Raw genomic sequence first — 24,508 nt, forward strand, 5'->3', positions numbered from 1 at the left:
AACGATTATGGGTTTTGGGTTAATGTTCCCGGATATGCATTAATTTCTGATTGCGGAATATATTGAACCACTCTTAAACTTGTTGCAGGCACATCGTTCATTGGCAAATGCGGACCTGGATAACGGCGTGTCATAGTTTGTCCGTTTCTGTACACATCATAGCCGCGGTGTGCTTCAAACGCCAATTCCAATTGACGCTCTTCGTCAATTCGCTGTACAGCATTTGAACTGTTTAAAGACGAGTAACTTCCACCAACAATTGCTCTTTCTCGTACGATATTTAAATTCGTTAATGCGTTGTTGTAATCACCTTTTTTAGCGTAAGCTTCGGCAAGATTCAAATACATTTCGGCCAATCTTGAAATGATTGGAGAATGTAAATGAGAATCGTTATCCTGAAGCGAACATTTCGTAATATAATACATTGGATAAACGCGATTTAAAAGCATCATATAATCTTTTTCGCCAGTATACGTTTTTCCTTCATATACAATAGAATATTGATTTTCGGCTGCATTTATGGTTGTTAAATTGTAATTTGTAGTTCCGATTGTGATAAAAAATGAACCATCAGGATTACGTTTTAAAGGTTGTTGCATATAATTGTACCCGGTCTGAGTTCCTCCAGCATTAAAAACATCATAGATAAAACGGAATGCTTCTGTCTTGTTTCCTGTGGCATCTGTAGCATATTGCGGATCGATAAAAGCCCAACGTGCATCATTTTTCCCTCCAGCTTTTCTAAGCAAATCTAAATACTTGGCACTTGCGTACATTTCTCCCCAACCTTGACCTTGAATATTAGCATACATACCACCAATTCCGTAATAATGATCATAACCAGAGAACTCAGAAGCAACTTGTTTTACAGCAAAAATAGTTTCTGTTTGTTCAGGAGCATCAGGAGCATACGTATTGTATTTCATGAAGCTTGCGCGGCTCAATAAATTGTAACGCCCGCTAGAAATAACTTTATTTGAATATTCAATAGATTGAGTTGCATATTCTTGATTTGGTGATTCATAAGTGCCACTCATATATAAATAAATTCTAGAAAGCATTGCCTGAGCAGCTTGTTTTGTAGCATAAGCAGCGCTTTTGTCAGCATTCATTAAAGCTTCTGCTTTTTTCAAATCATTTATTGCCTGTGCATAAGTGTCTTTAACTGTCGAACGATCTGGTAAAGTCAAATTGTTTAAATCTGCAGGCAAACCATTTACAATTGGAACTCCCAAATTGGTTTCAGGAGATTGGGCGTAAGGTCTTCCGTATGTTTTACCTAAGTAGAAGTAAATCATGCCTCGTAAATAATAAGCTTCTCCTAATTGCTGATCAACAGCATCGCTTTCACCTTCTTTAATAATTTTAATTAAATCACTTGACTGTGAAATAATTTTATAGCTATTGTTCCAAAAAACAGATAAACGACCGTTATTGGTTACGTGCTGATAAGAAATAAAAGAATAAAACGCATCGGTAGAAGTTCCTCTAATCATAATATTATCGCCTGGATATTCGCCAACTCTGTGCATAACGTCAGACCAGCCTTTAAGCTGTGCATAACATCCATTCAATAAAACTTCGATTGAAGCTTCTTTATCTTCCTGAATTTTATCTTGTGTATAGGAATCAAAAGGTTCTCTGTCTAACTCACATGAAGACAGGAAACTAATTGCTGTAAATAATAGAAATATCTTTTTCATGATTTTGTTTTTAAAGAGTTAAATTAAGTCCTAATACCACTTTTCTTGTTGAAGGATATACCTGTGTAGCAACACCAGAAATAGCGCCGTTAATTGGCGGAATTTCAGGATCAACTCCAGAATAATGTGTAATTGTGAATAAATTCTCTCCAGCGATATATAATCTTAAATTTGAAATGTAAAGACTTTCAATAGGCATATTATAACCCAAAGTCACACTTCTCATTTTAAGGTAAGTTCCAGTTTCTAAGAAACGAGAAGAAGCTTTGTTTGAATTGCTTGGATTGTTGTAAATCGCTTGTGGATGTGTAGCAATATCTCCAGGTTTTTCCCAACGGCTCCAGCCACTGTGCAAATTCATTTGATTACGATCTGTGTAAGCTCCATCTGAATCAAATTCTGCTCTTGCGTAGTTATAGATTTCTCCGCCAACAGAATAACTGAAAATAGCAGCAAAATCGAATTTTTTATAATTTAAATTGGTAGAAAAACCTCCGAAAAAGTCAGGAGTGTAAGCACCAATTACTTTTTGGTTTTTAGAAGCATCTGCGTAATTATATGTTTTAACACGTGCTCCACTTGCGTCTGTTGTAATCCATTGCGGTCTTCCGTTTTCTGGATCTACACCAGCCCATTCTGTCAAATACCAGCTGTCAACATCCATTCCCGGAGTAAGCAATTTTGATGCTGAACCAGCAATACCGCTTCCGTCACCAACAATAATTTGAGTTTTTCCGCCGTACAGACTTGTTACTTTATTTTTGTTTGTACCAATGTTGGCGTCAATAGACCATTTTAAATTATCATTTTTGATGATGTCTACATTTATTGAAGCTTCAAAACCTCTATTATTAACAGCTCCAACATTTCTCCAAATACTAGTTACTCCAATTACACCCGGAAGAGGCACTCTGTATAAAAGATCAGAAGTGTTTTTGTTGTAATAATCTAAAGTAATGTTGACACGATTAAACAATCCAATATCCAATCCGATGTCGCCAGTATATGTTTTTTCCCAGCTCAAATCTGCATTTGCCAACTGCGAAATTAAAGCGCCTGGATTTTCATTGTAACTTTGAGAGAACGAATACAACGGAAGGTGAGGGTATAAGCTGTTCGGTCTGTTTCCTACCGAACCATAGCTTGCTTTTAATTTTAAATTATGAATGAAGTCAGCGTGAAAAAAGCTTTCTTTATGAATGTTCCATCCACCGCTTACAGAAAAGAAATTTCCATATTGTGCATTTTTTCCAAAGTTTGAAGCACCGTCACGACGGAAAGATACTTGTGCCAAATAGCGGTCATCATAAGAATAGTTAATATTAGAAAGTAAAGACTGAACTGCCCATTGCGCTCTTCCGCCTCCTACTTTTTCTGGAACTGCAGCTGCATCGGCAACAATAATTCCAGGTGGAATTCCAGTTGCTATGCCATTACTGTATTTAGAGTTGTATTCATTCCACTCGTAACCCGCAACAGCATTAAAACTGTGTTTGTCAAAAGTTTTATTAAACCTTAAAAGCTGGTTACTGTAAACTCGATTGTAATTGCTGAAATAATCTTCAATTCTTCCTTTAACGGCTTCTCCAGAAGAAGATCTTGGATCTGAATAATAGGTTGAGGTATAGCTTCCAAAAATATAATTATTTACAGAAGCAAAAGTCAACCAGCTTGTAAGTTTGATATCAAAATCCATGTTGGCACGAACAGTGTAACTTTCAGATTCGCCATAATTCCATTGCAAATCATATAAATAATTAGAACCTGTTGTATTTACCCAAGTTGGGTTTGGAGCATTTCCAACCAAAGTTCCATCTTCCAAATAAGGGCTATCCCAAGGCATATTTCCGTACAAAGCACCTACAGAATGTTGTTGATCAAAAGTTGTCTCTTTGGTTAAGTTTATTTGAGGACGTATTGTAAGCCAATTATTTGCTTTATACTCAAATTTCATTAAACCATTATACTTTTTATAATCATAGCCTTTAATAGCTCCTGTTTCATCATAATAGCCAAGAGAAACATAACTTTTAAAGTTATCGCCACCTCCGCTAATAGATAAATTATAGTCGTTTGCTATTCCAGTTTTACTTCCGTTGTCCCACCAATCGTAGTTTTTGTTTCGTAATTCTGGAGTCCACCACCAAACATTTTGAAAATCTTCTTTGTTAGCAAAAGAATCATACAAATCATATAATTCTGCGCCATTCATAATATCAAAATTTCCGTTATTAATTGTAGTCATTGCAGTTCTTGCAGAAAAATTGATTGTAGATTTTCCTTTTTTACCACTTTTTGTAGTAACCACAATAACTCCGTTTGCACCTTGCGAACCGTAAACCGCTGTAGAAGCCGCATCTTTAAGAACAGTAAGAGTTTCGATATCGGCTGGGTTCATATTTCCAGAGCTATTTCCAACAATAACACCATCAATTACCCAAAGCGGATCTGTGCTTCCGTTTACGGTTGTTCTACCACGAATGATGATTTTTCCAACGGAACCAGGCTGACCGCCTCCCGTGTTTACAAAAACACCCGTAGCTTTTCCTGCCAGCATATTTTCAACAGCTGGAGTTGTAACGTCAACGATTTTTTTGTTGTCTAAAGTTTGAAGAGATCCTGTCAAGCTTTCCTTTTTAACTTTGCTGTATCCAACAACAACTACTTCGTCCATCTGTTGTCCAGATTCTTTCATTGTGATTTTTAATGAAGAGTTTCCAGCAGCTACTTCTTGTTCTTGCATTCCAAGAAATGAAAACACTAAAATTGTTGATGAACTTGGAACTTCTATTGCAAAACTTCCATCAATATCGGTTTGAACACCAGTTTTACTTCCTTTAATAACAACATTTACCCCAGGAATTGGAGTTCCTTTTTCGTCTACTACTTGCCCTTTTACTACTTTTTGAAATGCTAATAAACTGGTTTTGTTTAAAGCATTTTCACTAATCGGCGCTGCAGACGCTGCTTGAATACTTAAAGACAACAATGAAAACAAAGCAGTTTTTAAGCTTTTTTCAAGTACTGAGTGCATTCTAAAAGTGCTAGACTTTTTAGCGAATACTTTTTTCATACTCTGGTTAGGTTTTGGTTAATAATTGAGTTTTTGTTTAGTTGATTTTTTTCTTTTCTAGACCTTAAAATTTTGGTTTTGTTGATGTTTTTGAATTCCTTTTTTTAGCTAAAAATGATCGAAAATGAATGCAAATTTTATCCTCAAAATTCTAATTGTTCGACGAAACTAGAGATTAAAAAATTATAAAACAAGAAAAAACACAAAAAATGTGCTCGAACACACAAAATTTATGTTCTCGAGCACATAAAATTGTGCAATTGATTTTTTTGTGATAAAAAAGTTGAAGATTTTTTAAAATAAAATGTAAAATCGACAGTTGTTAGATTTAATCGGATTCTTAGCGGGTAGTTTTCTTTTTTAAAGAATATAAAACAGATTGGTTTTTTGATGAGAATTTCGCAATTGTTGAATTCTAAAGCTAAGAATTGATTAAGTATTTTTAAAAGTAAAATATGTGAGTTTTTTCTTTCTCATTTTTTTTGTTCGAAGAAGTGAAAAAAAATGACGTTTGATTTTTTGAGAAAGATTGCCTTATATTAGCTTTTTCAAAAGAGATAGAAAAATTGTATTTTCAACTTCTTGAAAATACAATTTGAAAAGCAAGATTTTTTATTTTAGAAAATCAAAATAAAACCGAAAAAATGAGTTCAGATTTAAAAGCCTACAAAGTCAATTTAGTTAAACAAAATGAAAAAGTTACAATTGAAAAATTGGACCCAGATTTTTGGGCAAAAGCAAACTGTTTAGCAGACTTTTGTTCGCCTTGGAAAGAAGATTCGTTTTCGAAAATTGAGTTTAGAGCAAGATGGAATTCAGATTATTTGTATTTTAATTTTCAGGTTTTTGACACAGAAGTATATATTGATCGAAAAGACGATTCTACAGACAGTATTTGTAATTCAGATAGAGTAGAGCTTTTTTTTAGAAAAGACGAAAAACTGAGTCCGTATTATTGTCTAGAAATGGATGTTGATACTCGAATTCTAGATTTTGAAGCTTACCCAAATTGGAATTTTGATTACGATTGGAAGTGGCCAAAAGGACATTTAGAAATCTATTCTTTTAAAAATCTAGATTCATTTATCGTTCAAGGAAAAATAAGCATGACTTCATTAAAAGAATTAGATTTAATTCGAGATAATGTTATTGAAACAGGCGTTTATCGAGCTAAATTTTCTCAAAATGAAAAGCAGGAATACGAGCCAACATGGATTTCCTGGGTAAATCCTAATACAGAAACCCCTAATTTTCATACCGCATCTTCATTCGGAAAATTTATTCTTGAGGAGTAATTTTTGAAAGAAATTAATAGATATAAAAATCAGCATTTTCGACATTAATAATGTCAATTGGCAATAAAATAGTTTCGGGAATTTCTTTACTATATAAGAAATGTTCTGCCAATGTGCTTACGCCTAAATAAGCCTGTCTTTTCTGATTTTGATGGATTAAAAAATGCAATAATCCCCGATTTAAGTAATTCACATTTTTTTCAATTAAATCGTAACCGATTAAGGCTATTTTTTTATGCTTTAATTCAGAAAGTGTTGTAGCAATTTGATAAGCTTTTGAGGTTGTGATAAAAATACCTTTTAGATGCGGATTTTCTTCAAGGAAATTTAAAAACTTGCTTTCAACATTTGGGTGTTTTAGTTTTAGTGTTGTCAGCGAAAAATTATTTAGTTTTTTTTCTTCAAAATAACTTCTAAAACCTTTTTCTTTTTCCTGCATGTGAACTGCATTTTTCAGGCTCTCATCAATATGAACAATAGCGATTTGTCCTTCAGATAAAATTAAATTCATTAGACTTGCAGCAACTCGACCGCTTTTGTAAAGATCCTGACCGACAAAACATTTCACAGTATTAGATTCAATCTGATTATTGAAAGTATTGACAATTATATTGGATTCTTCGTAAATTTTAACAGCCTCAATGGTTTCTTTATGAAAGACAGGAGCAATTAAAACTGCGTCTGGCTCAAGGCTTAAAACTGCATTATTGGCATTTACAAACGATTTTTTACTTTCGGGATTAAAATATTGAATAGAGATATTAACGCTGTAAGGCTTGAATTCTTTTACCGCATCTTGAATTCCATTTACACAAGGAAGCCAATACGAATCTATTTCAGGATCAGGAAGTAAGACACAGATTTTGTAAATCTTGGTGTTTTTTAAATTTCGTGCAATTAAATTAGGCTCGTAATCAATAACATTTAAGACCTCATTAATTTTTTCCAGCGCCGCAGGAGAAACCTTTCCTCTATTATGCAAAACTCTGTCGACAGTTCCTTTAGAAACTCCGGCCATTTGCGCAATGTCTTTAATAGTATATTTTTTATCCATATAAGCAAATATATAAATTACATTTAATTTTTTCGGAATATAATTTAGCTAATTTTCAAAATGTGCTCGAGAACATTTTTTAGTGTGTTCGAGCACATTTTTTCTGAATTTATTTGTTTTATCAAAATATAATCTATAGTTTCGTACAATCAAAACCCAAAATCAGAATAAATTTACTAATCAAAATATACTTTAAAACGCTGTTTTTTAGTATTTTAATATCTTGTTTTTAATGAAGAAAATTACCGCTTCAGCGCCAGGGAGAACCTGTCTTTTTGGAGATCATCAAGATTACTTAGGACTTCCTGTTATAGCTTGCGCCATAGATAGAAATATTAAGCTAATTGCCAAAGAAAATCAGACCGATACATTTGTGCTCAATATGATTGATATAGACGAAATTCGGACTATAGATATTCATGCCACATTTGAAAAATTAGAAGCACGAGATTATTTTGCTTCAGCATTACGTGTTCTGCGCAGATACGGCTGTAAACCGACTACAGGTTATACGATAACAATTACTGGAGATATTCCGATAAATTCGGGAACATCGAGTTCGTCTGCTTTATTAATGGCTTGGATTCGTTTTCTAATAGAAGCCTTTGGAATTGATCATGAAGTTACACCAGATTTCCTTTCAAAATTAGGATACGAATCTGAAGTTTTAGAACATGGAGAACCTGGCGGTATGATGGATCATTTCAGTATTGGTGTTGGAAATATCGTATACATCAATACTAAAAAACCTTTTTCTTTTGATGTTATAGGAACAGAATTAAAAGGTTTGATAACAGGAGTTTCTGGAGTTCCAAAAGAGACAATCGGATTAATTGGCGAATTAAAAGGAAATGCTTTAATGGCAATTGATGTTGTAAAACAAAACTATCCCGAATTTGATCTGAATGCTTCTGAGATAGAAGATTTGAATAAATATAGAAATTGTCTTCCAGATCGATTGATTCCTTATTTTGAAGCAGCCATCAAAAACTATCATTACACTAAAGAAGCATTAAAAGAATTTGAAAAACCTGTTTTAGACCTTAAAAAAATTGGCGCTTTGATGAATGGTCATCATGAAATTTTACGAGATCTTCTTAAAATAACGGTTCCGAGAATTGACGCAATGATTAACGCAGCTCTAAAAGCGGGCGCATACGGAGCAAAAATTGTGGGTTCCGGTGGAGGAGGAAGTATTGTTGTTATTGCTGATCCTCAAAAAGAAGATGCTGTGATAAAAGCAATTTTAGATGCTGGAGCCGAAGAAGCTTATGTGGTGAATGTAGATCCGGGAGTACGAATTATTGATAATATTGAAATTTAAAATAAAAATGCACAACAATTTAGTAATTCTAGCCGGCGGAGCTTCTTCTCGTATGAAAAAAGAAGCGGTTTTAGATAATTTATCTCCAGAAGAAATTGCTCAGGCAAACGAAAGAAGTAAAGGTTTAATTGGTGTTGGCGCTAGCGGAAGACCTCTTTTGGATTATCTTTTATGGAATGCAAAAAAAGCTGGATATAAAAACATCTATATTATTATAGGTGAACAAGGAGAATTGTTTAAAGAGTTTTATGGAAGCCAAATGAAAAATAATGACTTTCACGGACTTTCTATTTCTTTTGCGGTTCAATACATTCCAGAAGGAAGAATAAAACCTTTTGGCACTGCTGATGCTTTATTTCAGGCGGTAGAACAATATCCAGAATTAAATTCTCAGTTTTACTCGGTTTGCAATAGCGATAATTTGTATTCCGCAGAAGCCTTGCGTGCATTAAGAGAAACCGAAAGTCCAAACGCATTTATTAGTTACGATCGTGATGCTATGGATTTTCCGTTGGAACGTATTTCTCGTTTCGCAATTGCAAAATTAGATCAGAATAATCAACTGTTAGATATATTAGAAAAACCTTCAGAAGATATTTTAGAAGAATATAAAGACTCAGAGGGAAAAATAAGAGTGAGTATGAATGCTTTTAAGTTTAATGGCAAAACATTGTACACACATCTTAAGAATTGTCCGGTTCATCCAGAACGTGATGAAAAGGAATTGCCAACAGTACTTTTAAACTCCGTTAAGGAAAATCCGCAAACCACTGTCGGAATTCCGTTTTCTGAGCATGTTCCAGACTTAACTGCAAAAGAAGATATTGCCGATGTAAAAACATATTTGGCAAAATATTACCCTGATTTAAACTGGAATAGCAAAAATTAACAAAACTTTCATATCTAAATTAGAAATTAAGGAAATTTAATGTAGTACTTTTGTTTTGCAAAAAAAATGCAGATATTTGCATAAATTACGCAATCAATAATGTGAGAGTTGATTCTAATTTAGATTTTGAGTCTATTAAATCTATAACCAATCAACCAAAAATTATGACAAACATTCAAAGTACATTACAAGCAGAAAAAAAGAGTGCCATTGTTCCGATGGTCATTTTAACGTTATTGTTTTTTATTCTAGGATTTGTAACCTGGCTAAACGGACCGTTAATTCCGTTTTTTGAATTAGCTTGCGAATTGACATCTTCTCAGGCTTACTTCGTAACCTTCGCATTTTATATTGCTTATTTCGTAATGGCAATTCCATCTTCTTATATTATTGAAAAAGTGGGATATAAAAACGGAATATCACTTGGATTATTAATTATCGCCGCTGGTGCGTTTATGTTTTATCCAGCTGCTTCTAGCCGAACTTTTCTTTTGTTTTTAATTGCCTTATTTATAATGGGAACTGGTTTGGCTGTTTTGCAAACCGCTTCTAATCCGTATGTTGTAGTAATAGGACCAAGAGAAAGTGCTGCAGCGAGAATTAGTGTTTTAGGAATTGCAAATAAACTGGCTGGATTTGTAGCGCCAATTGTTTTGACAGTGTTGGTTTTGTCTAATATGCAGGACTTTACCGCAGAAAAAATTGCCTTAATGGACGAAGCTGCAAAAAATACGGCATTAAATTCTCTTGCTTTACAATTGCAAACACCGTATCTTTATATGGGGTTGATTATTACTGTTTTAGCTTTATTGGTGAAATTTTCTCCTTTACCAGAAATTGATTTGGATGAAGAAGGAAATGTGTCAAATCTAAGTGTTTTTAAACAGATTAAAAATGCTTTTAGATATCCGCAATTGGTTTTAGGAGTAATCACTTTAATGTTGTATTTATCTGCCGAAGTTTTAGCAGGAGATTCGATTGGGGCTTTTGGAAAACAGCTAGGTGTTTATGGTGAAGATGGAAATTTTTATCTAAAACTGACTTCGTTTACAATGTCGGCAATGGTAATTGGATATGTTCTTGGAATTGTTTTAATACCTAAATATGTTTCTCAGGTTAAAGCTTTAAAGGTTTCTGGAGTATTGGGAATAGTGCTGGTTTTGGCAATTGTTTTGATTTCTCCAAAAATTATGGTTGAAGTTCCGGGAACTCCAAATATTCCGTTAGTGGTGCTTTTAGTAGCGCTTTTAGGATTGGCAAATGCATTATGCTGGCCGGCAATTTGGCCAATGGCTTTGCAGGATTTAGGAGGATACACGAAAATAGGAAGTGCCATTTTGATTATGGGAATTATTGGTGGAGCTGTTTTTCCATTATTTTATGGAATGATCACCGAAACAATAAATGCAGATATTGTTGCAAAAAATATGCAAAACGTATCAAAAAGCGGAAATCAGATTGCTTATTTAATGTTACTGCCATCTTATATAATGATTTTGTTTTATGCTTTAAAAGGGCATAAATACAGAAAATGGTAATTTCAAAAGGAAAAAAATAAAAATTAATATATCATGTTAAAAAGTAAAATCGACAAGGCAACAGGTTTCGAAAAACGATTCGAAAACATTAATACAGTTGTTTTTGAAAATTCAACAGAAGCTTCAAAAGAAGTAGCACAAGAAATTGCAGCTTTAATTAAAGAAAAGCAAAGTGAAGGAAAACCTTGTATTTTAGGTTTGGCAACTGGTTCTTCTCCAAAAGGACTTTATGCCGAATTAGTGCGCTTGCATAAAGAAGAAGGTTTGAGTTTTAAAAACGTAATCAGTTTTAATTTGGATGAATATTATCCAATGGAACCAAATTCAATCAACAGTTATGTTCGTTTCATGAAAGAACTTTTGTTTGATCATGTCGATATTTTACCTGAAAACGCTCATGTGCCAGACGGACTTTTAACAAAAGAAGAAATTGCAGATTATTGCCACGAATATGAAGCTAAAATCGAAGCTTTAGGCGGAATCGATCTTCAGATTCTTGGAATTGGAGGTAATGGACATATCGGTTTTAACGAATCAGGTTCGCTTCAAAACTCTAAAACTCGTTTGGTAGCATTGGATCATATTACGAGAGTTGCAGCAAGTAAAGATTTCTTTGGTTTAAATAATACACCAAGAACAGCTATTACGCTTGGAGTTAAAAAAATCATGGAGGCAAAAAGAGTAATCTTATTGGCTTGGGGTGAAGGAAAAGCAAACATTGTTAAAAAATCGGTTGAGGATGAGGTTACAAACCGAGTTCCAGCTTCATTTTTGCAAGAGCATGATAATGCAGTTTTTATTTTAGATAAAGAAGCCTCTTCAAAATTAACGAGAGTAAACAAACCTTGGTTGGTTGAGAAAATTGTCTGGACAGATAAATTAACTCGCAAAGCAGTTTTAGGATTAGCATTAGATCTTAAAAAACCAATTTTAATGCTTACAGATGCGGATTATATCGAAAATGGTATGAGTGATTTGTTAGCAGATTCAGGTCCAGCTTATGATACTAACATTAAGATTTTTAATAAATTACAAAATACAATTACAGGTTGGCCAGGCGGAAAGCCAAATTCAGACGATACACATCGTCCTGAAAGAGCAGAACCTGCTAAAAAACGTGTATTAATCTTTAGTCCACACCCAGATGACGATATCATTAGTATGGGAGGAACTTTTATGCGCCTTCAAGAGCAAGGGCATGAAGTGCATGTGGCTTACCAAACTTCTGGAAATATTGCAGTTGCAGATGATGAAGCGCTACGTTTTGCAAGATTCGTAATTGATTACAACGAGAAATTCGGAATCAAAAGCGAAGAAGCAGATAATATCTACAAAAAAGCAGAAGCATTTTTACAGAATAAAAAGAACAGCGAAATCGACATTCCGGAAGTTCGTTACATTAAAGGTTTAATCAGAAAAGGAGAGGCTAGAGCTACAAGTTATTTTGTTGGTCTTCCAGATTCTCAAATTCACTTTATGGAATTGCCTTTCTACGAAACTGGAACAATCGAGAAAAAACCAATCGGACCAGAAGATGTTCAGTTAACAGTTGATTTAATTGAAAAAATTAAACCGCACCAAATTTATGCAGCTGGAGATTTAGCAGATCCACACGGAACGCATAAAGTTTGTTTGGATGCTATTTTTGAAGCAGTAAAAGTTTTAAAACCAAAAGAATTCATGAACGACTGTTGGTTATGGTTGTACCGTGGAGCATGGCAAGAATGGGGAATTGACGAAGTTGAAATGGCAGTTCCGATGAGTCCAGACCAAGTTTTAGCAAAACGTCACGGAATCTTCAAACACCAATCTCAAAAAGATGGAGTTGTTTTTCAAGGAACAGACGCAAGAGAGTTCTGGCAGAGAGCAGAAGACAGAAACCGTGAAACAGCTGAGTTATACCACCAATTAGGTTTGGCAACGTATGCTGCAATGGAGGCTTTCGTGAGATGGCATTACTAAAAGTCTCAGTTTGCAGTGTCAGTATTCAGTTTCAAACTGTGACTGAAATCTGCGATTGAAAACTTTAAAAATATTTTTGAAGCAGGAAGAGAGGGCGATAATTGGTTCTTTTTTCTTGCTTCTTTTTTTGTTAAGGATCTAAGGAGCTGAGGTTCTGAGATGCTAAGTTTTTTAATTTGTAATAATCAATTTAATCTGTTGCAAAAGAAAAAATAGTAATAGTTTTGCATACAATTGAAGCAAGAAAGAAGGGAACATCAGTCTTTCATCTTGCTTCTTTCCTCTTCTAAAACTATGGATCAAGACAAAAAACAACTCATAAAATTAGCCCACACTAAAATGCCTTTCGGGAAATACGAGGGGAAATATTTAATTGATTTACCTGAATATTATGTGGTTTGGTATCACAATAAAGGATTTCCTAAAGGAGAATTGGGTCAGCAATTGCAATTGGTTTATGAATTGAAGTTGAATGGTTTGGAAGAATTGATTCAGAATATAAAGAAGCAATATCCGAAGCCAATTTAAAGTGCTTTTTTAGATTGTAGGATTTTTAGTTTATTGGGTAAAATTTTAATTATTATATCTTAAAATCTTTCAAACAATAAATAAAGATTAATATACAAGAAGGTTTTCTTTTGATTTGAAAAATATAAAAAATCAACATTCTAAAATTCTAAAAATCTAAGAACTCTATTGTATAAATTGTCTAATTAAATTTGTACTTTTGCCAAGTTTTTTACACAACTACTTACAAACAAACAACAGAATGAATCAAACAAAATATATTTTTGTTACAGGAGGTGTGACCTCTTCATTAGGAAAAGGGATTATCGCGGCGTCTTTGGCAAAATTGTTACAAGGAAGAGGATACCGTACAACTATTCAGAAATTTGACCCATACATTAACGTTGACCCAGGAACTTTGAATCCTTATGAGCACGGAGAATGTTATGTGACAGATGATGGAGCAGAGACAGACTTAGACTTAGGACACTACGAGCGTTTCTTGAACGTTCCTACTTCTCAGGCTAATAACGTTACTACAGGAAGAGTTTATCTTTCGGTTATTGAAAAAGAAAGAAGAGGAGAATTTTTAGGAAAAACGGTTCAAGTTGTTCCTCATATCACAAACGAAATCAAAGACAGAATGCAATTGCTAGGTAAATCTGGCGATTATGATATTGTTATTACTGAAATTGGTGGAACTGTTGGTGATATCGAATCGCTACCTTATATAGAATCTGTTCGTCAATTAGTTTGGGAGTTAGGAGAAAATAACGGAATCGTTATTCATTTAACGTTAGTTCCTTTCTTGGCAGCTGCCGGTGAATTGAAAACAAAACCAACTCAGCACTCTGTTAAAACTTTAATGGAAAGTGGTATTAAAGCAGATATTTTGGTTTGTAGAACGGAGCATGAATTGTCTCAGGAATTACGCCAGAAATTAGCTTTATTCTGTAATGTTAAGAAAGAAGCAGTTATTCAGTCAATTGATGCTTCTACAATATATGAAGTTCCAAATTTAATGCTTGAAGAAGGATTAGATGTTGTGGCTTTAAAGAAATTAGATTTGCCTAAAAAAGCATCTCCAGATCTTAAAAACTGGAATACTTTCTTAAAAAGATTAAAAAGTCCAAAGCAAACTGTAAACATCGGTTTGGTTGGTAAATATGTAGAAATGCAGGATTGTTACAAATCTATTTTAGAGGCGTTCATTCATGCAGGTGCTGCAAATGAAACTAAAGTAAACGTAATTTCAATTCACTCTGAGCACATTAATGCAGAAAATCTGGAAGAGAAATTAGGAGCTCTTGATGGAGTTTTAGTTGCTCCAGGTTTTGGTGAAAGAGGTATCGAAGGAAAAATCGAAGCGGTTCGTTATGTACGTGAAAACAATATTCCTTTCTTCGGAATCTGTTTAGGAATGCAAATGTCTGTTATCGAATATTCTAGAAATATTTTAGGTTACGCTGAAGCGAATTCTACAGAGATGAACGATAAAACGCCTCATCCTGTTGTGAATTTGATGGAAGAGCAGAAAAATGTAACTGATAAAGGTGGAACAATGCGTTTAGGTGCTTGGAAATGTGATATTAAGCCAGACACTTTAGCATACAAAATTTACGGAGAAAAAACTATTTCGGAGCGTCACCGCCATCGTTATGAGTATAACAATAAGTATGCTGATGAATTGCAAAAAGCAGGTTTGAAAGCTTCTGGAGTTAATCCTGATACAGGTTTAGTAGAAATCGTAGAGCTCGAAAATCACCCATTTTTCATTGGTGTACAATACCACCCAGAATACAAAAGTACAGTTGCAAACCCGCATCCGATTTTTGTAAACTTTGTGGCAGCTGCAGTAAATGCACATAAAAAACAGTAATTAATATTTTGAGAAACTTGTAACTTTTGAGGTCAACTCATTACTAATAAGCTTCAATGAATAACTTTTTTAAATAATAATGGAAGAAAAAAAATTAGACTTTAATTCAATCATTGGTTTTGTATTGATATTTGGAATTTTGATTTGGATTATGTACCAAAATCAGCCTTCTGAAAAAGAAATTGCTGCTGAAAAAGCCAAGAAAGAATTAGTTGCTAAGCAAGAAGCACAAGCAAAAGCTGATAAAGCTAAAACTGCGTCATTACCAGCTGCGGCTGTAACTCCAGGAGATACGCTTCAATTGGCAAAATTGCAAAAAACTTTAGGAGGATTTGCTTATTCTGCAACACTTCCTTCTGCAAAAGAAGCTTTTACTACAATCGAAAACGAGAAAATCAAACTTAAAATCGCTAATAAAGGTGGTTATATTGTTGAAGCTACTTTAAAAGAATTCGAAAGATTTAAAAAAGGTTCTGGCCAATTAGTTGAGTTGATTAAAAACAATAACTCAAACTTAAATTTACAGCTTCTTACTACAGATAATAGAACATTAAATTCTAAAGATTTATACTTCGAACCAACATTGGAAAAAATTGGTGCAGACCAAGTTTTATCTATGCGTTTGAAAGCTGGAGCTAATGAATTTTTAGAATACAAATATATTTTAAAACCAAACGATTATTTAGTTGGTTTTGATATTCGTTCTCAAGGATTGAACAGAGTTTTAAATTCTGCTAAACCAATCGATTTGCAATGGGACTTAAAAACGTACAGAAACGAAAAAAGTGTTTCTTATGAAAACCGTTATGCGCAAATTGATTACAAATATGATGAATCAAAATACAATAACGTAAGTTCTCACGGACAAGGAAAAGAAGAAACTCCTGAAAAAGTAAGTTACGTAGCTTTCAAACAGCATTTCTTTGCAACAATTTTGTCTACAGAAAAGCCTTTTGAAACTTCAAAATTACAATCTGACGACTTAGTTAAAGATGAAAAAATCGATACTGTTTTTACTAAACAGTTTAGAGCAAATTTACCTTTAGCTTTTACAAATGGAGAGATCGATTACAAAATGAATTTGTATATGGGTCCTGCAGATTACAAGACATTAAAAGCTTACGATAAAAACTTCGAAAAAATTATTCCGCTTGGATGGGGAATTTTTGGATGGATCAATAAATGGATTTTCATTCCATTATTCGGATTCTTAAGCTCAACTATTGGTTTGGCTTTAGGAATTGCAATTATCATTTTCACGATTATCATCAAATTGGCAATGTCGCCAATTACCTATAAGTCATTCTTGTCTCAGGCTAAAATGAAAGTTTTAAGACCTGATATTGCTGAGTTGGGAGAGAAATTCAAAAAAGACCCAATGAAAAAACAGCAAGAAACAATGAAACTGTATAATAAAGCTGGTGTAAACCCAATGGCGGGTTGTATTCCTGCATTGATTCAGTTGCCATTTATGTATGCATCTTTCCAGTTTTTCCCTGCTGCATTCGAATTAAGACAAAAAAGTTTCCTTTGGGCAGACGATTTATCATCTTTTGACTCGGTTGTGAAATTACCATTCAATATTCCAATGTATGGAGATCATATCAGTTTGTTTCCGATTTTGGCAGCAATCGCAATTTTCTTCTACATGAAAATGACATCTGGAGATCAACAGATGGCAGCGCCTCAACAAGAAGGTATGCCGGATATGGCAAAAATGATGAAAATCATGATTTATGTTTCGCCATTAATGATGTTAATTTTCTTCAATAATTATGGTTCAGGTTTGAGTTTGTATAACTTCATTTCAAACTTAATTACTATCGGAATTATGTTTGTTATTAAGAATTATATCGTTGACAGTGAAAAAATTCACGCTCAGATTCAAGAAAACAAATTAAAAGAGCCTAAAAAGCCAAGTAAATTCCAGCAGCGTCTTAACGAAGTAATGGAACAACAAGAAGCGGCAAAAGCTCAGAATAAGAAAAAATAATTCTCAATAAAAAAATCTCGATTTATCGGGATTTTTTTATACCATTATACTTTATAATTAAGATTTTCGTTAAGCTTAAAAATAGAATTTACTATGATCTCAAAAAAAATCATATTCACATTATTATTCCTTACAGTATTAGTTTCAAATGCGCAGACAGACATTAATAAAGTTGATGCAGCTGGAAAAAAAGATGGTCTTTGGAAAGGTACTTATACCGAATCTAAACGCCCTCGCTATGAAGGAACTTTTAGTCATGGAAAAGAAACAGGGCTTTTTAAATTTTTTGATGACACAAAAAAAGGCGATGTAATTGCAACAAGAGATTTTAGTGCCAATGATGGCAGTTCGTATACTATTTTTTATGACCAGAATAAAAATAAAGTAAGCGAAGGAAAAGAAGTTGGAAAAGCAAGAGAAGGGGAATGGAAATATTACCATAAAGCTTCTAAAGTTTTAATGACAGTTGAAAATTACAAAAATGGTAAATTAGAAGGCTTAAGAACTATTTATTATCCTAATGCTCAAATTGCAGAGGAAATGATGTATAAAAATGGTTTAAAAGAAGGTGCTTACAAGAAAATAGGACAAGACGGAACGCTTTTGGAAGAGTCTAACTTTAGTAATAATGAATACAACGGAGATGCTGTTTTTTACGATTCAGACAAATCTGTGGCATCTAAAGGTAAATTTGTAAATGGTAAAAAAGCTGGAATGTGGCAATTTTATCAAAAAGGAAAACTGATGAAAGAAGTAAACATGAGTGATCCTAAAAATACCAATAAAGCTTCAGAAAAAGGAAATGCTCCTAAAAAACAATAAAGTTTGGAGCTTTTTTTCATGAATTAAAAATAATCTGATAGGTCTGAATAAATTGTTTACATTTGAGTAACCAATTTATTCAGACCTATGGATTTAAACGAACTTTTAGGAAGATTTCTGCTGTTGTTTTTTTCGATTTTGGTTTTGTATTTTTTCTCTAACAGAAAAGATAATGCTACCATAAATCCATTAATGGTTATTGTTGGACTTTGCACTTTTTCGCTTTGTTATCTTTTTACAAAAATTGAAATTGGAGTCGGAATTGGTTTTGGACTATTTGCTATTTTTTCGATACTTCGTTTTAGAACACAATCTTTTACTGTAAATGCTATTATTTTTCTTTTTGCGACGATTACATTGTCGATTTTAGATATTATGTATCCTTTTGAAAAGATTGAATTGTTGCTGTTTTTTCAAATTATTATAATCGGTTTTTATATTGTTGCATCGATTATTGTCAATAAAAAAGCTTCAAAGTATTTAAATGCTGTAGATGTGAAAATTCCGCTTGACGAGAACTTTTCTTTAAATGCAGAATTCATCAGAAAATCAATTCAGGAGAAAATTAAAATTGAAGAATTTGATTTTAGAATTATCTTAATCAATACCACAACAAACGAAATAGATCTTTTGGTTTTCTACTAATCGTTAAACGGGCGTACTTGTTTGATGTATAGATCTCTTTTTTCTCCAACAATTTTAAATTCAATATCTACTGGATTAAATTGGTTTTTACGCCAATAACGATACATTTTGGTTTCAATTTTTTTACTGACATTAAAAATATTGCTCATTTCTTTTCGGCTCAACAAAGGTTCGTTGTTATTCAAATTGGAGTTTGACGTATAATCAATATCAAAGTCGGTGTCGTCTTTTCCGTCATTAAAATGATAGGCTACAAATTGCTCGCAGATTTCGCCTTTTTCAGGTTTTACAACAGAATTTTCTCCTTTTTGAACATTCACTGTAATGCCTGGAAAATTTTCTCTAAATATATTTTTGGTTATGATTACGCCGTTTGCTAATTCGTCAGGAAAAGAGCGATGCACTAAAATCCCCATTGCGATATTTTGTTGGTCAATTCCGAAAAGCTCTCTTTCGTTAAACGATGCTTCATTCCAAACGCTTGCCCAGACTTGTTTGATTGCTTTTTCAAAAGTTTTAATAGAATCGCCCAGAATTCCAGTTTTAGAATCGTATAATCCGGCACCATTAAAATCATCTAAATCTTCGGCGTTGGTAGAAGATCTAAATCTGAAATTTTTGAATTTTGCATCTTTAAAAGCCAGATTTAATTTTGAAATTAATTCAGGATCAACGGGTTCTTTTTTAATAGCATCTCTGATTTTTTTTAGCTGATTATTAATCCAGATTGTAGAATCTTTTTTAGGGAATGCTAAAAGTTCGGCAATTAATGGAGAAATAGAGTTTTTCTGAATATGTTGTGTGTAAAAATAAAACGGAATCGCATACGCATTTTCTGGAACTTTGAAAGGAGTTTCTTTTGAAATAGCAATTAGATAAGCCATATTTTGAGCTTTCGAGCCAATATAATTTACACCCTTTTTAGGAATTTCGGATAGATTGACTAATTCTGTAACGCTATTGTCAATTATTAGTTTTTTCTTTTTTCCTGTTGATTTTAAAGTGATTTTTTTGGTTGTTTCTTTGATGTAAAAAGTATCTACTGCAATCTTTAGTTCTACTTTTTTTGAAAGCAGTTTTTTGATATTGCGGTCTTTTTCGATATCTGTATAGGCCATTATTGGAATCTTTCTGTTTTTTCCTAAAAGAACTAAATGGCTTAGAGGTGTTTGAAGTTCGTTTACAATAATTCCTCTAACATTTGGAAGAATATCCGGAGTTCCATTTAAAATAATGATTTCGTCAGGATTTGGTTTTATGGTTTCTAATTCTTTGATTGTGTATTGTTTTAAGATGCCGATATTGCTTCCGCGAACGACTTCCTGATATTTAATTTCTCCAAAAATATAATCTGATTTGACACAAGGAATTTTAAATTTCTTCTGCTGATACCATTCCATCATTTCTGGATTGTTTAAGTAGAATTTTAATTTTTCGCCGATAAAAGTCGAAGTTCGAACTAAATTAAAAAATCGTTCAATAAGAGGAATTGGCATATGATCGGAGGCAGCGAGTTCGAAAATCCATTTATCAGTGCCTTTAATATGATTTAGATTTCCAAGAAAATAATCTCTGTTTTTTTCTGTATCGCTGTAATTTTCGTTGTTAAAGACATCGAGATCTTTGCTGTAGCCTAAATAATTGGTAACAAAATCAAAATGCAATAAAATAAGACTGCTATTAAAATAATACATTTTTTGTTTTCGAATGTCATAAACCACTTTGACAGATTCGATATTAGAGAATTTATCAGATAAAGGTTTTCCTTTAAAAGCTTTGTAAGCTTCATAATTTGGTAGAGAGGCCATATATCGCTGCGCGCTTAAAGTGGTAAGCACGAAAACCAAAACAAAGCTGTAGAGATACTTTTTCATGTTCTGAAAGAAAGGAATAAATTTACTTAAAAAAGCAATAAGTTTTATCTACTGCTAGATTACTTAAAGTAATGAAAACCTTTGTGAAATTTTCTATTATTTGATGTACCTTTGCAACCTTAAAAAATTAAACATTTCAAAATGAAACGAGTAGTTGTTGGACTTTCCGGTGGAGTAGATTCTAGCGTTGCCGCTTATTTATTGCAGCAACAAGGATACGAAGTAATTGGCCTTTTTATGAAAAATTGGCATGATGACTCGGTTACTATTTCTAACGAATGTCCTTGGCTTGAGGATAGTAATGATGCTTTGCTTGTTGCCGAAAAACTGGGTATACCGTTTCAAACAGTTGATTTAAGCGAAGAATACAAAGAAAAAATCGTTGATTACATGTTCAACGAATACGAAAAAGGAAGAACTCCAAATCCTGACGTGCTTTGTAACCGTGAAATCAAATTTGATGTGTTTATGAAAATCGCTTTAAGTCTGGGTGCAGATTATGTAGCAACAGGACATTATTGCCAAAAAAGCGAAATTGAGGTTGATGGAAAGACAGTTTATCAATTAATTGCCGGAAATGACGTTAACAAAGATCAATCGTACTTTTTATGTCAATTATCGCAAGAACAATTGTCAAAAGCATTATTTCCTATTGGCGCTTTAACTAAACCAGAAGTACGCGAAATAGCTGCTGAAATGGAGTTGGTTACAGCCGAAAAGAAAGATTCTCAAGGTTTATGTTTTATTGGAAAAGTTCGTCTTCCAGAATTTCTACAACAAAAATTACAGCCTAAAGAAGGTAAAATTGTTCAGGTAGATAAAAATGATCCAATTTATGTTTCTGAAATACCAGCTGAAGTTTCTTTAGAAGAAAAATTAAAATTAGAATCTCAACAATTAGACTATCTTCCAACAATGGGGAAAGTTGTTGGAAAACATCAAGGTGCTCATTATTTTACAGTTGGACAAAGAAAAGGTCTAAACGTAGGAGGAACAACAGATCCTTTGTTTGTAATTGCTACAGATGTTGAAACCAATACTATTTATACTGGTTTGTCAAGCGCTCATCCTGGATTATTCAAAAAAGCACTTTTTGTTGGAAAATCTGAAGTACACTGGATTAGAGAAGATTTAACGCTTAAAGCAGGCGAAAAGATGGAAGTAATGGCTAGAATTCGTTACCGCCAACCTTTGCAAAAGGCAGTTTTACATCAATTTGAAGACGGAATGTACGTGGAGTTTGAAGAAGCACAATCTGCTATTACAGAAGGACAATTTGTGGCTTGGTATTTAGGAAATGAATTAGTTGGTTCAGGAGTAATTTCTTAAATTTATACCTTTGTTTGGAAGAAATTCCTAAAAAGGTATACTATGAAATATAACTTTACTTTTCTTTTAATACTTCTTTCGTTTACAGTTTTCGGACAAGAAGAGGCTTGGGTTTACTTTAATGCAAAACCCAATGCTCAGGCTTTCTTTGCTAATCCATTAACAGAGCTTTCTCAAAAAGCTTTAGATCGAAGAACCAATCAAAATATAGCATTAGATATTACCGATGCGCCTTTGGAAACTTCGTATGTTGATCAAATCAAGGCAAGTACTGGAATATCTGTTATGGCGCAATCTAAATGGCTAAATGCGCTTCATATTCGCGGTACGCAGGCTAATGTAAATGCTTTAAAAACATTTTCTTTTGTTCAGAAAGTAGAATTTGCGGATAAAACGTTAAATGCAACAACAGGGAAAAAAGTTTCTGAAACCACGACAAATAAAACGAAAAACAAATTAGAAACAGCAATTGATTACGCTTACGGTAATTCTGCCAATCAGATTCAAATGTTGAATGGACAAGTTTTACATCAGCAAAATTATACTGGAGAAGGAAAGATAATTGCAGTTTTTGATGCAGGTTTTCCAGGGGTGAATACAGCACAGCCGTTTGAAAATCTTCGAAATAACAATAAAATTTTGGGTGGTTACGATTATACCGAACGAAATGCTAATTTTTATACAGGCGGTACACACGGTACATTGGTACTTTCGACAATGGGTGGTTACAAAGAAAATGCTTTGATAGGAACTGCTCCAAATGCATCATATTATCTTTTTATTACAGAAATAGAAAAAGATAATATTGAGAATCCGTTAGAAGAATCACTTTGGGTAGAAGCGGCTGAGAAAGCAGATGCTTTGGGAGTTGATATTATTACCACTTCATTAGGTTATTTCGGAGATCGTAATGAATCCAGATATAATCATACTTACAGTGATATGAACGGAATTACGACTTTTATTTCTCGTGGTGCCGAAATAGCTTTTAGTAAAGGAATCTTAGTTTTAGCATCAGCAGGAAATGAAGGAAATCAAGTAGAAAAACATATTGGTTCGCCGGCAGATGCAGTTTCTGTTTTAGCAATTGGTTCGGTTACGGCAACTAAAACAAGATCTAGTTTTAGTTCGATCGGGCCAAGTTATGATGGCAGAATAAAACCAGATATTATGGCGCAGGGAACTGCTGCGGTAGTTTCTGATATAAATGGAAATATTGGCACGGCAAACGGAACTTCATTTTCATGTCCAATTATGGCCGGAATGTGCGCCTCTTTGTGGCAGGCTTTTCCAACGAAAACAAATAAAGAAATCAGACAGATGATTTTAGCTTCTGCCGACCGTTTTACGACGCCAGATAATAATTACGGTTACGGAATTCCGAATTTTGGATCAACTTTAAGCGTAGATAATTTTATTTCAGAAACGGCTTTTTCAGTTTATCCGAATCCAGTAAAAAATACAGTTACTTTTTCTTTTTTAAATGAAAATAATACAGCGTCTGTAAAAATTTATTCCGTTTTAGGGCAAAAATTAATGGAAGAAAGAATCAATAGTTCAAATCCTGTTCTTTCCCTTCAATCTTTACAAAGCGGATTGTATTTTTATACTTTTGATACTGAGAACCTTCATAAAACGGGAAAAATCATTAAGCAATAATTTTTTAATGAATAAAATCACTCAACTTTTTAATATAAAATATCCGATCATTCAAGGCGGAATGATTTGGAATAGCGGTTATAAATTGGCATCAGCAGTAAGTAATGCTGGAGGTTTAGGGCTTATTGGCGCAGGTTCAATGTATCCAGAAGTTTTAAGAGAGCATATTCAAAAATGCAAAAAAGCGACAGATAAACCTTTTGGTGTCAACATTCCGATGTTGTATCCGAATATTGAAGAAATCATGAATATCGTAGTTGAAGAAGGCGTAAAAATCGTTTTTACTTCGGCAGGAAATCCTAAAACTTGGACTTCATTTTTAAAAGAAAAGGGAATTACTGTTGTTCATGTTGTAAGCAGCAGTGTTTTTGCTTTAAAAGCGCAAGATGCTGGCGTTGATGCCGTTGTTGCAGAAGGTTTTGAAGCGGGCGGACACAACGGTCGCGAAGAAACAACGACATTGACTTTAATTCCAATGGTTAGAGAAAAGATTCAGATTCCATTAATCGCCGCTGGGGGAATAGCAACAGGAAGAGGAATGCTTGCCGCAATGATTCTTGGAGCCGATGGTGTTCAGGTTGGAAGCCGTTTTGCAGCTTCTGTAGAATCTTCGGCACACAATAATTTTAAAGAAACAATAGTTAATACTCAAGAAGGAGGAACTCAATTGACATTGAAAGAATTAGCTCCAGTTCGATTGGTGAAAAATAAATTCTATCAGGATGTTCAGGATTTGTATCAAAAATGCCCTTCTAAAGAAGAATTGGTTCAGCTTTTAGGTAGAGCGAGAGCTAAAAAAGGAATGTTTGAAGGAGATTTGGAAGAAGGAGAATTAGAAATTGGACAAATAGCGGGTCTAATTCATGATATTTTGCCAGTGGAACAAATTATTCAACAAATGATTGCCGAATTTGAAGCTGCAAAAAAAGAAAAGGTTACATTTGAGTTTTAATTGTCTGCAA

17 protein-coding genes are annotated in these 24,508 nt (G+C 33.6%); 13 read left to right on the forward strand and 4 right to left on the reverse strand.

Features of this window, described 5'->3' with window-relative positions:
* Positions 1-5: 5 nt before the first annotated feature.
* Both HNP35_RS15800 and HNP35_RS15805 read right to left on the reverse strand, forming a co-directional pair.
* Positions 6-1,703: a RagB/SusD family nutrient uptake outer membrane protein gene (locus HNP35_RS15800; protein ID WP_184164159.1), complete on the reverse strand. Its 1,698-nt coding sequence runs from the start codon at positions 1,701-1,703 to the stop codon at positions 6-8.
* 10 nt (positions 1,704-1,713) lie between these two features.
* Complete coding sequence (locus tag HNP35_RS15805; RefSeq protein ID WP_184164163.1) at positions 1,714-4,776, reverse strand: SusC/RagA family TonB-linked outer membrane protein; 3,063 nt, start codon at positions 4,774-4,776, stop codon at positions 1,714-1,716.
* Positions 4,777-5,420: 644 nt separating this feature from the next.
* On the opposite strand from HNP35_RS15805, the gene HNP35_RS15810 reads away from it, so the two are divergent.
* On the forward strand, positions 5,421-6,071 hold the full coding sequence (locus HNP35_RS15810; protein ID WP_184164166.1) for a sugar-binding protein: 651 nt from the start codon (positions 5,421-5,423) through the stop codon (positions 6,069-6,071).
* A 13-nt stretch (positions 6,072-6,084) separates the two neighbouring features.
* On the opposite strand, the gene HNP35_RS15815 is transcribed toward HNP35_RS15810, so the two are convergent.
* On the reverse strand, positions 6,085-7,125 hold the full coding sequence (locus tag HNP35_RS15815; RefSeq protein WP_184164169.1) for a LacI family DNA-binding transcriptional regulator: 1,041 nt from the start codon (positions 7,123-7,125) through the stop codon (positions 6,085-6,087).
* A gap of 232 nt (positions 7,126-7,357) precedes the next feature.
* On the opposite strand from HNP35_RS15815, the gene HNP35_RS15820 reads away from it, so the two are divergent.
* The 9 genes from HNP35_RS15820 to HNP35_RS15860 all read left to right on the forward strand — a co-directional run bounded on the left by HNP35_RS15820 (position 7,358) and on the right by HNP35_RS15860 (position 18,684).
* On the forward strand, positions 7,358-8,449 hold the full coding sequence (locus HNP35_RS15820; protein ID WP_184164172.1) for a mevalonate kinase family protein: 1,092 nt from the start codon (positions 7,358-7,360) through the stop codon (positions 8,447-8,449).
* A gap of 7 nt (positions 8,450-8,456) precedes the next feature.
* The gene (locus tag HNP35_RS15825) at positions 8,457-9,338 is read left to right on the forward strand and encodes a sugar phosphate nucleotidyltransferase (RefSeq protein WP_184164175.1); all 882 of its coding nucleotides are present in this window, start codon (positions 8,457-8,459) and stop codon (positions 9,336-9,338) included.
* Between the two features lie 164 nt (positions 9,339-9,502).
* Positions 9,503-10,876, forward strand: coding sequence for a sugar MFS transporter (locus HNP35_RS15830; protein WP_184164180.1), 1,374 nt, complete (start codon positions 9,503-9,505; stop codon positions 10,874-10,876).
* 33 nt (positions 10,877-10,909) lie between these two features.
* The gene (nagB, locus tag HNP35_RS15835) at positions 10,910-12,838 is read left to right on the forward strand and encodes a glucosamine-6-phosphate deaminase (RefSeq protein WP_184164183.1); all 1,929 of its coding nucleotides are present in this window, start codon (positions 10,910-10,912) and stop codon (positions 12,836-12,838) included.
* A 294-nt stretch (positions 12,839-13,132) separates the two neighbouring features.
* On the forward strand, positions 13,133-13,366 hold the full coding sequence (locus HNP35_RS15840) for a DUF3820 family protein (RefSeq protein WP_184164186.1): 234 nt from the start codon (positions 13,133-13,135) through the stop codon (positions 13,364-13,366).
* 241 nt (positions 13,367-13,607) lie between these two features.
* Positions 13,608-15,224, forward strand: coding sequence for a CTP synthase (locus HNP35_RS15845; RefSeq protein ID WP_184164189.1), 1,617 nt, complete (start codon positions 13,608-13,610; stop codon positions 15,222-15,224).
* Positions 15,225-15,303: 79 nt separating this feature from the next.
* Positions 15,304-17,217: a membrane protein insertase YidC gene (yidC, locus tag HNP35_RS15850; protein ID WP_184164192.1), complete on the forward strand. Its 1,914-nt coding sequence runs from the start codon at positions 15,304-15,306 to the stop codon at positions 17,215-17,217.
* Between the two features lie 93 nt (positions 17,218-17,310).
* Entirely contained in the window at positions 17,311-18,039 is a 729-nt protein-coding gene (locus HNP35_RS15855) for a toxin-antitoxin system YwqK family antitoxin (protein WP_184164195.1), read from the forward strand.
* Between the two features lie 87 nt (positions 18,040-18,126).
* Positions 18,127-18,684 carry a DUF4956 domain-containing protein gene (locus HNP35_RS15860; RefSeq protein ID WP_184164198.1) on the forward strand — a complete coding sequence of 186 codons (558 nt, stop codon included), beginning with the start codon at positions 18,127-18,129 and terminating at the stop codon, positions 18,682-18,684.
* Here the strand turns inward: HNP35_RS15860 and HNP35_RS15865 are convergent.
* Entirely contained in the window at positions 18,681-20,558 is a 1,878-nt protein-coding gene (locus tag HNP35_RS15865; protein WP_184164201.1) for a PEP/pyruvate-binding domain-containing protein, read from the reverse strand. The genes HNP35_RS15860 and HNP35_RS15865 overlap by 4 nt on opposite strands.
* A 141-nt stretch (positions 20,559-20,699) precedes the next feature.
* Between HNP35_RS15865 and mnmA the strand changes: the two genes are divergently transcribed.
* From mnmA to HNP35_RS15880, 3 genes are read left to right on the forward strand one after another with little or no spacing between them, the layout of a single operon-like run.
* The gene (gene mnmA, locus HNP35_RS15870) at positions 20,700-21,887 is read left to right on the forward strand and encodes a tRNA 2-thiouridine(34) synthase MnmA (protein WP_184164204.1); all 1,188 of its coding nucleotides are present in this window, start codon (positions 20,700-20,702) and stop codon (positions 21,885-21,887) included.
* A 42-nt stretch (positions 21,888-21,929) separates the two neighbouring features.
* A complete protein-coding gene (locus HNP35_RS15875) occupies positions 21,930-23,546 on the forward strand; it encodes a S8 family serine peptidase (RefSeq protein WP_184164206.1) in 1,617 nt (538 codons plus the stop codon).
* 7 nt (positions 23,547-23,553) lie between these two features.
* On the forward strand, positions 23,554-24,498 hold the full coding sequence (locus tag HNP35_RS15880; RefSeq protein WP_184164209.1) for an NAD(P)H-dependent flavin oxidoreductase: 945 nt from the start codon (positions 23,554-23,556) through the stop codon (positions 24,496-24,498).
* Positions 24,499-24,508: the final 10 nt, after the last annotated feature.

The organism is Flavobacterium notoginsengisoli, from assembly GCF_014207905.1.
GTDB classification, from domain to species: domain Bacteria; phylum Bacteroidota; class Bacteroidia; order Flavobacteriales; family Flavobacteriaceae; genus Flavobacterium; species Flavobacterium notoginsengisoli_A.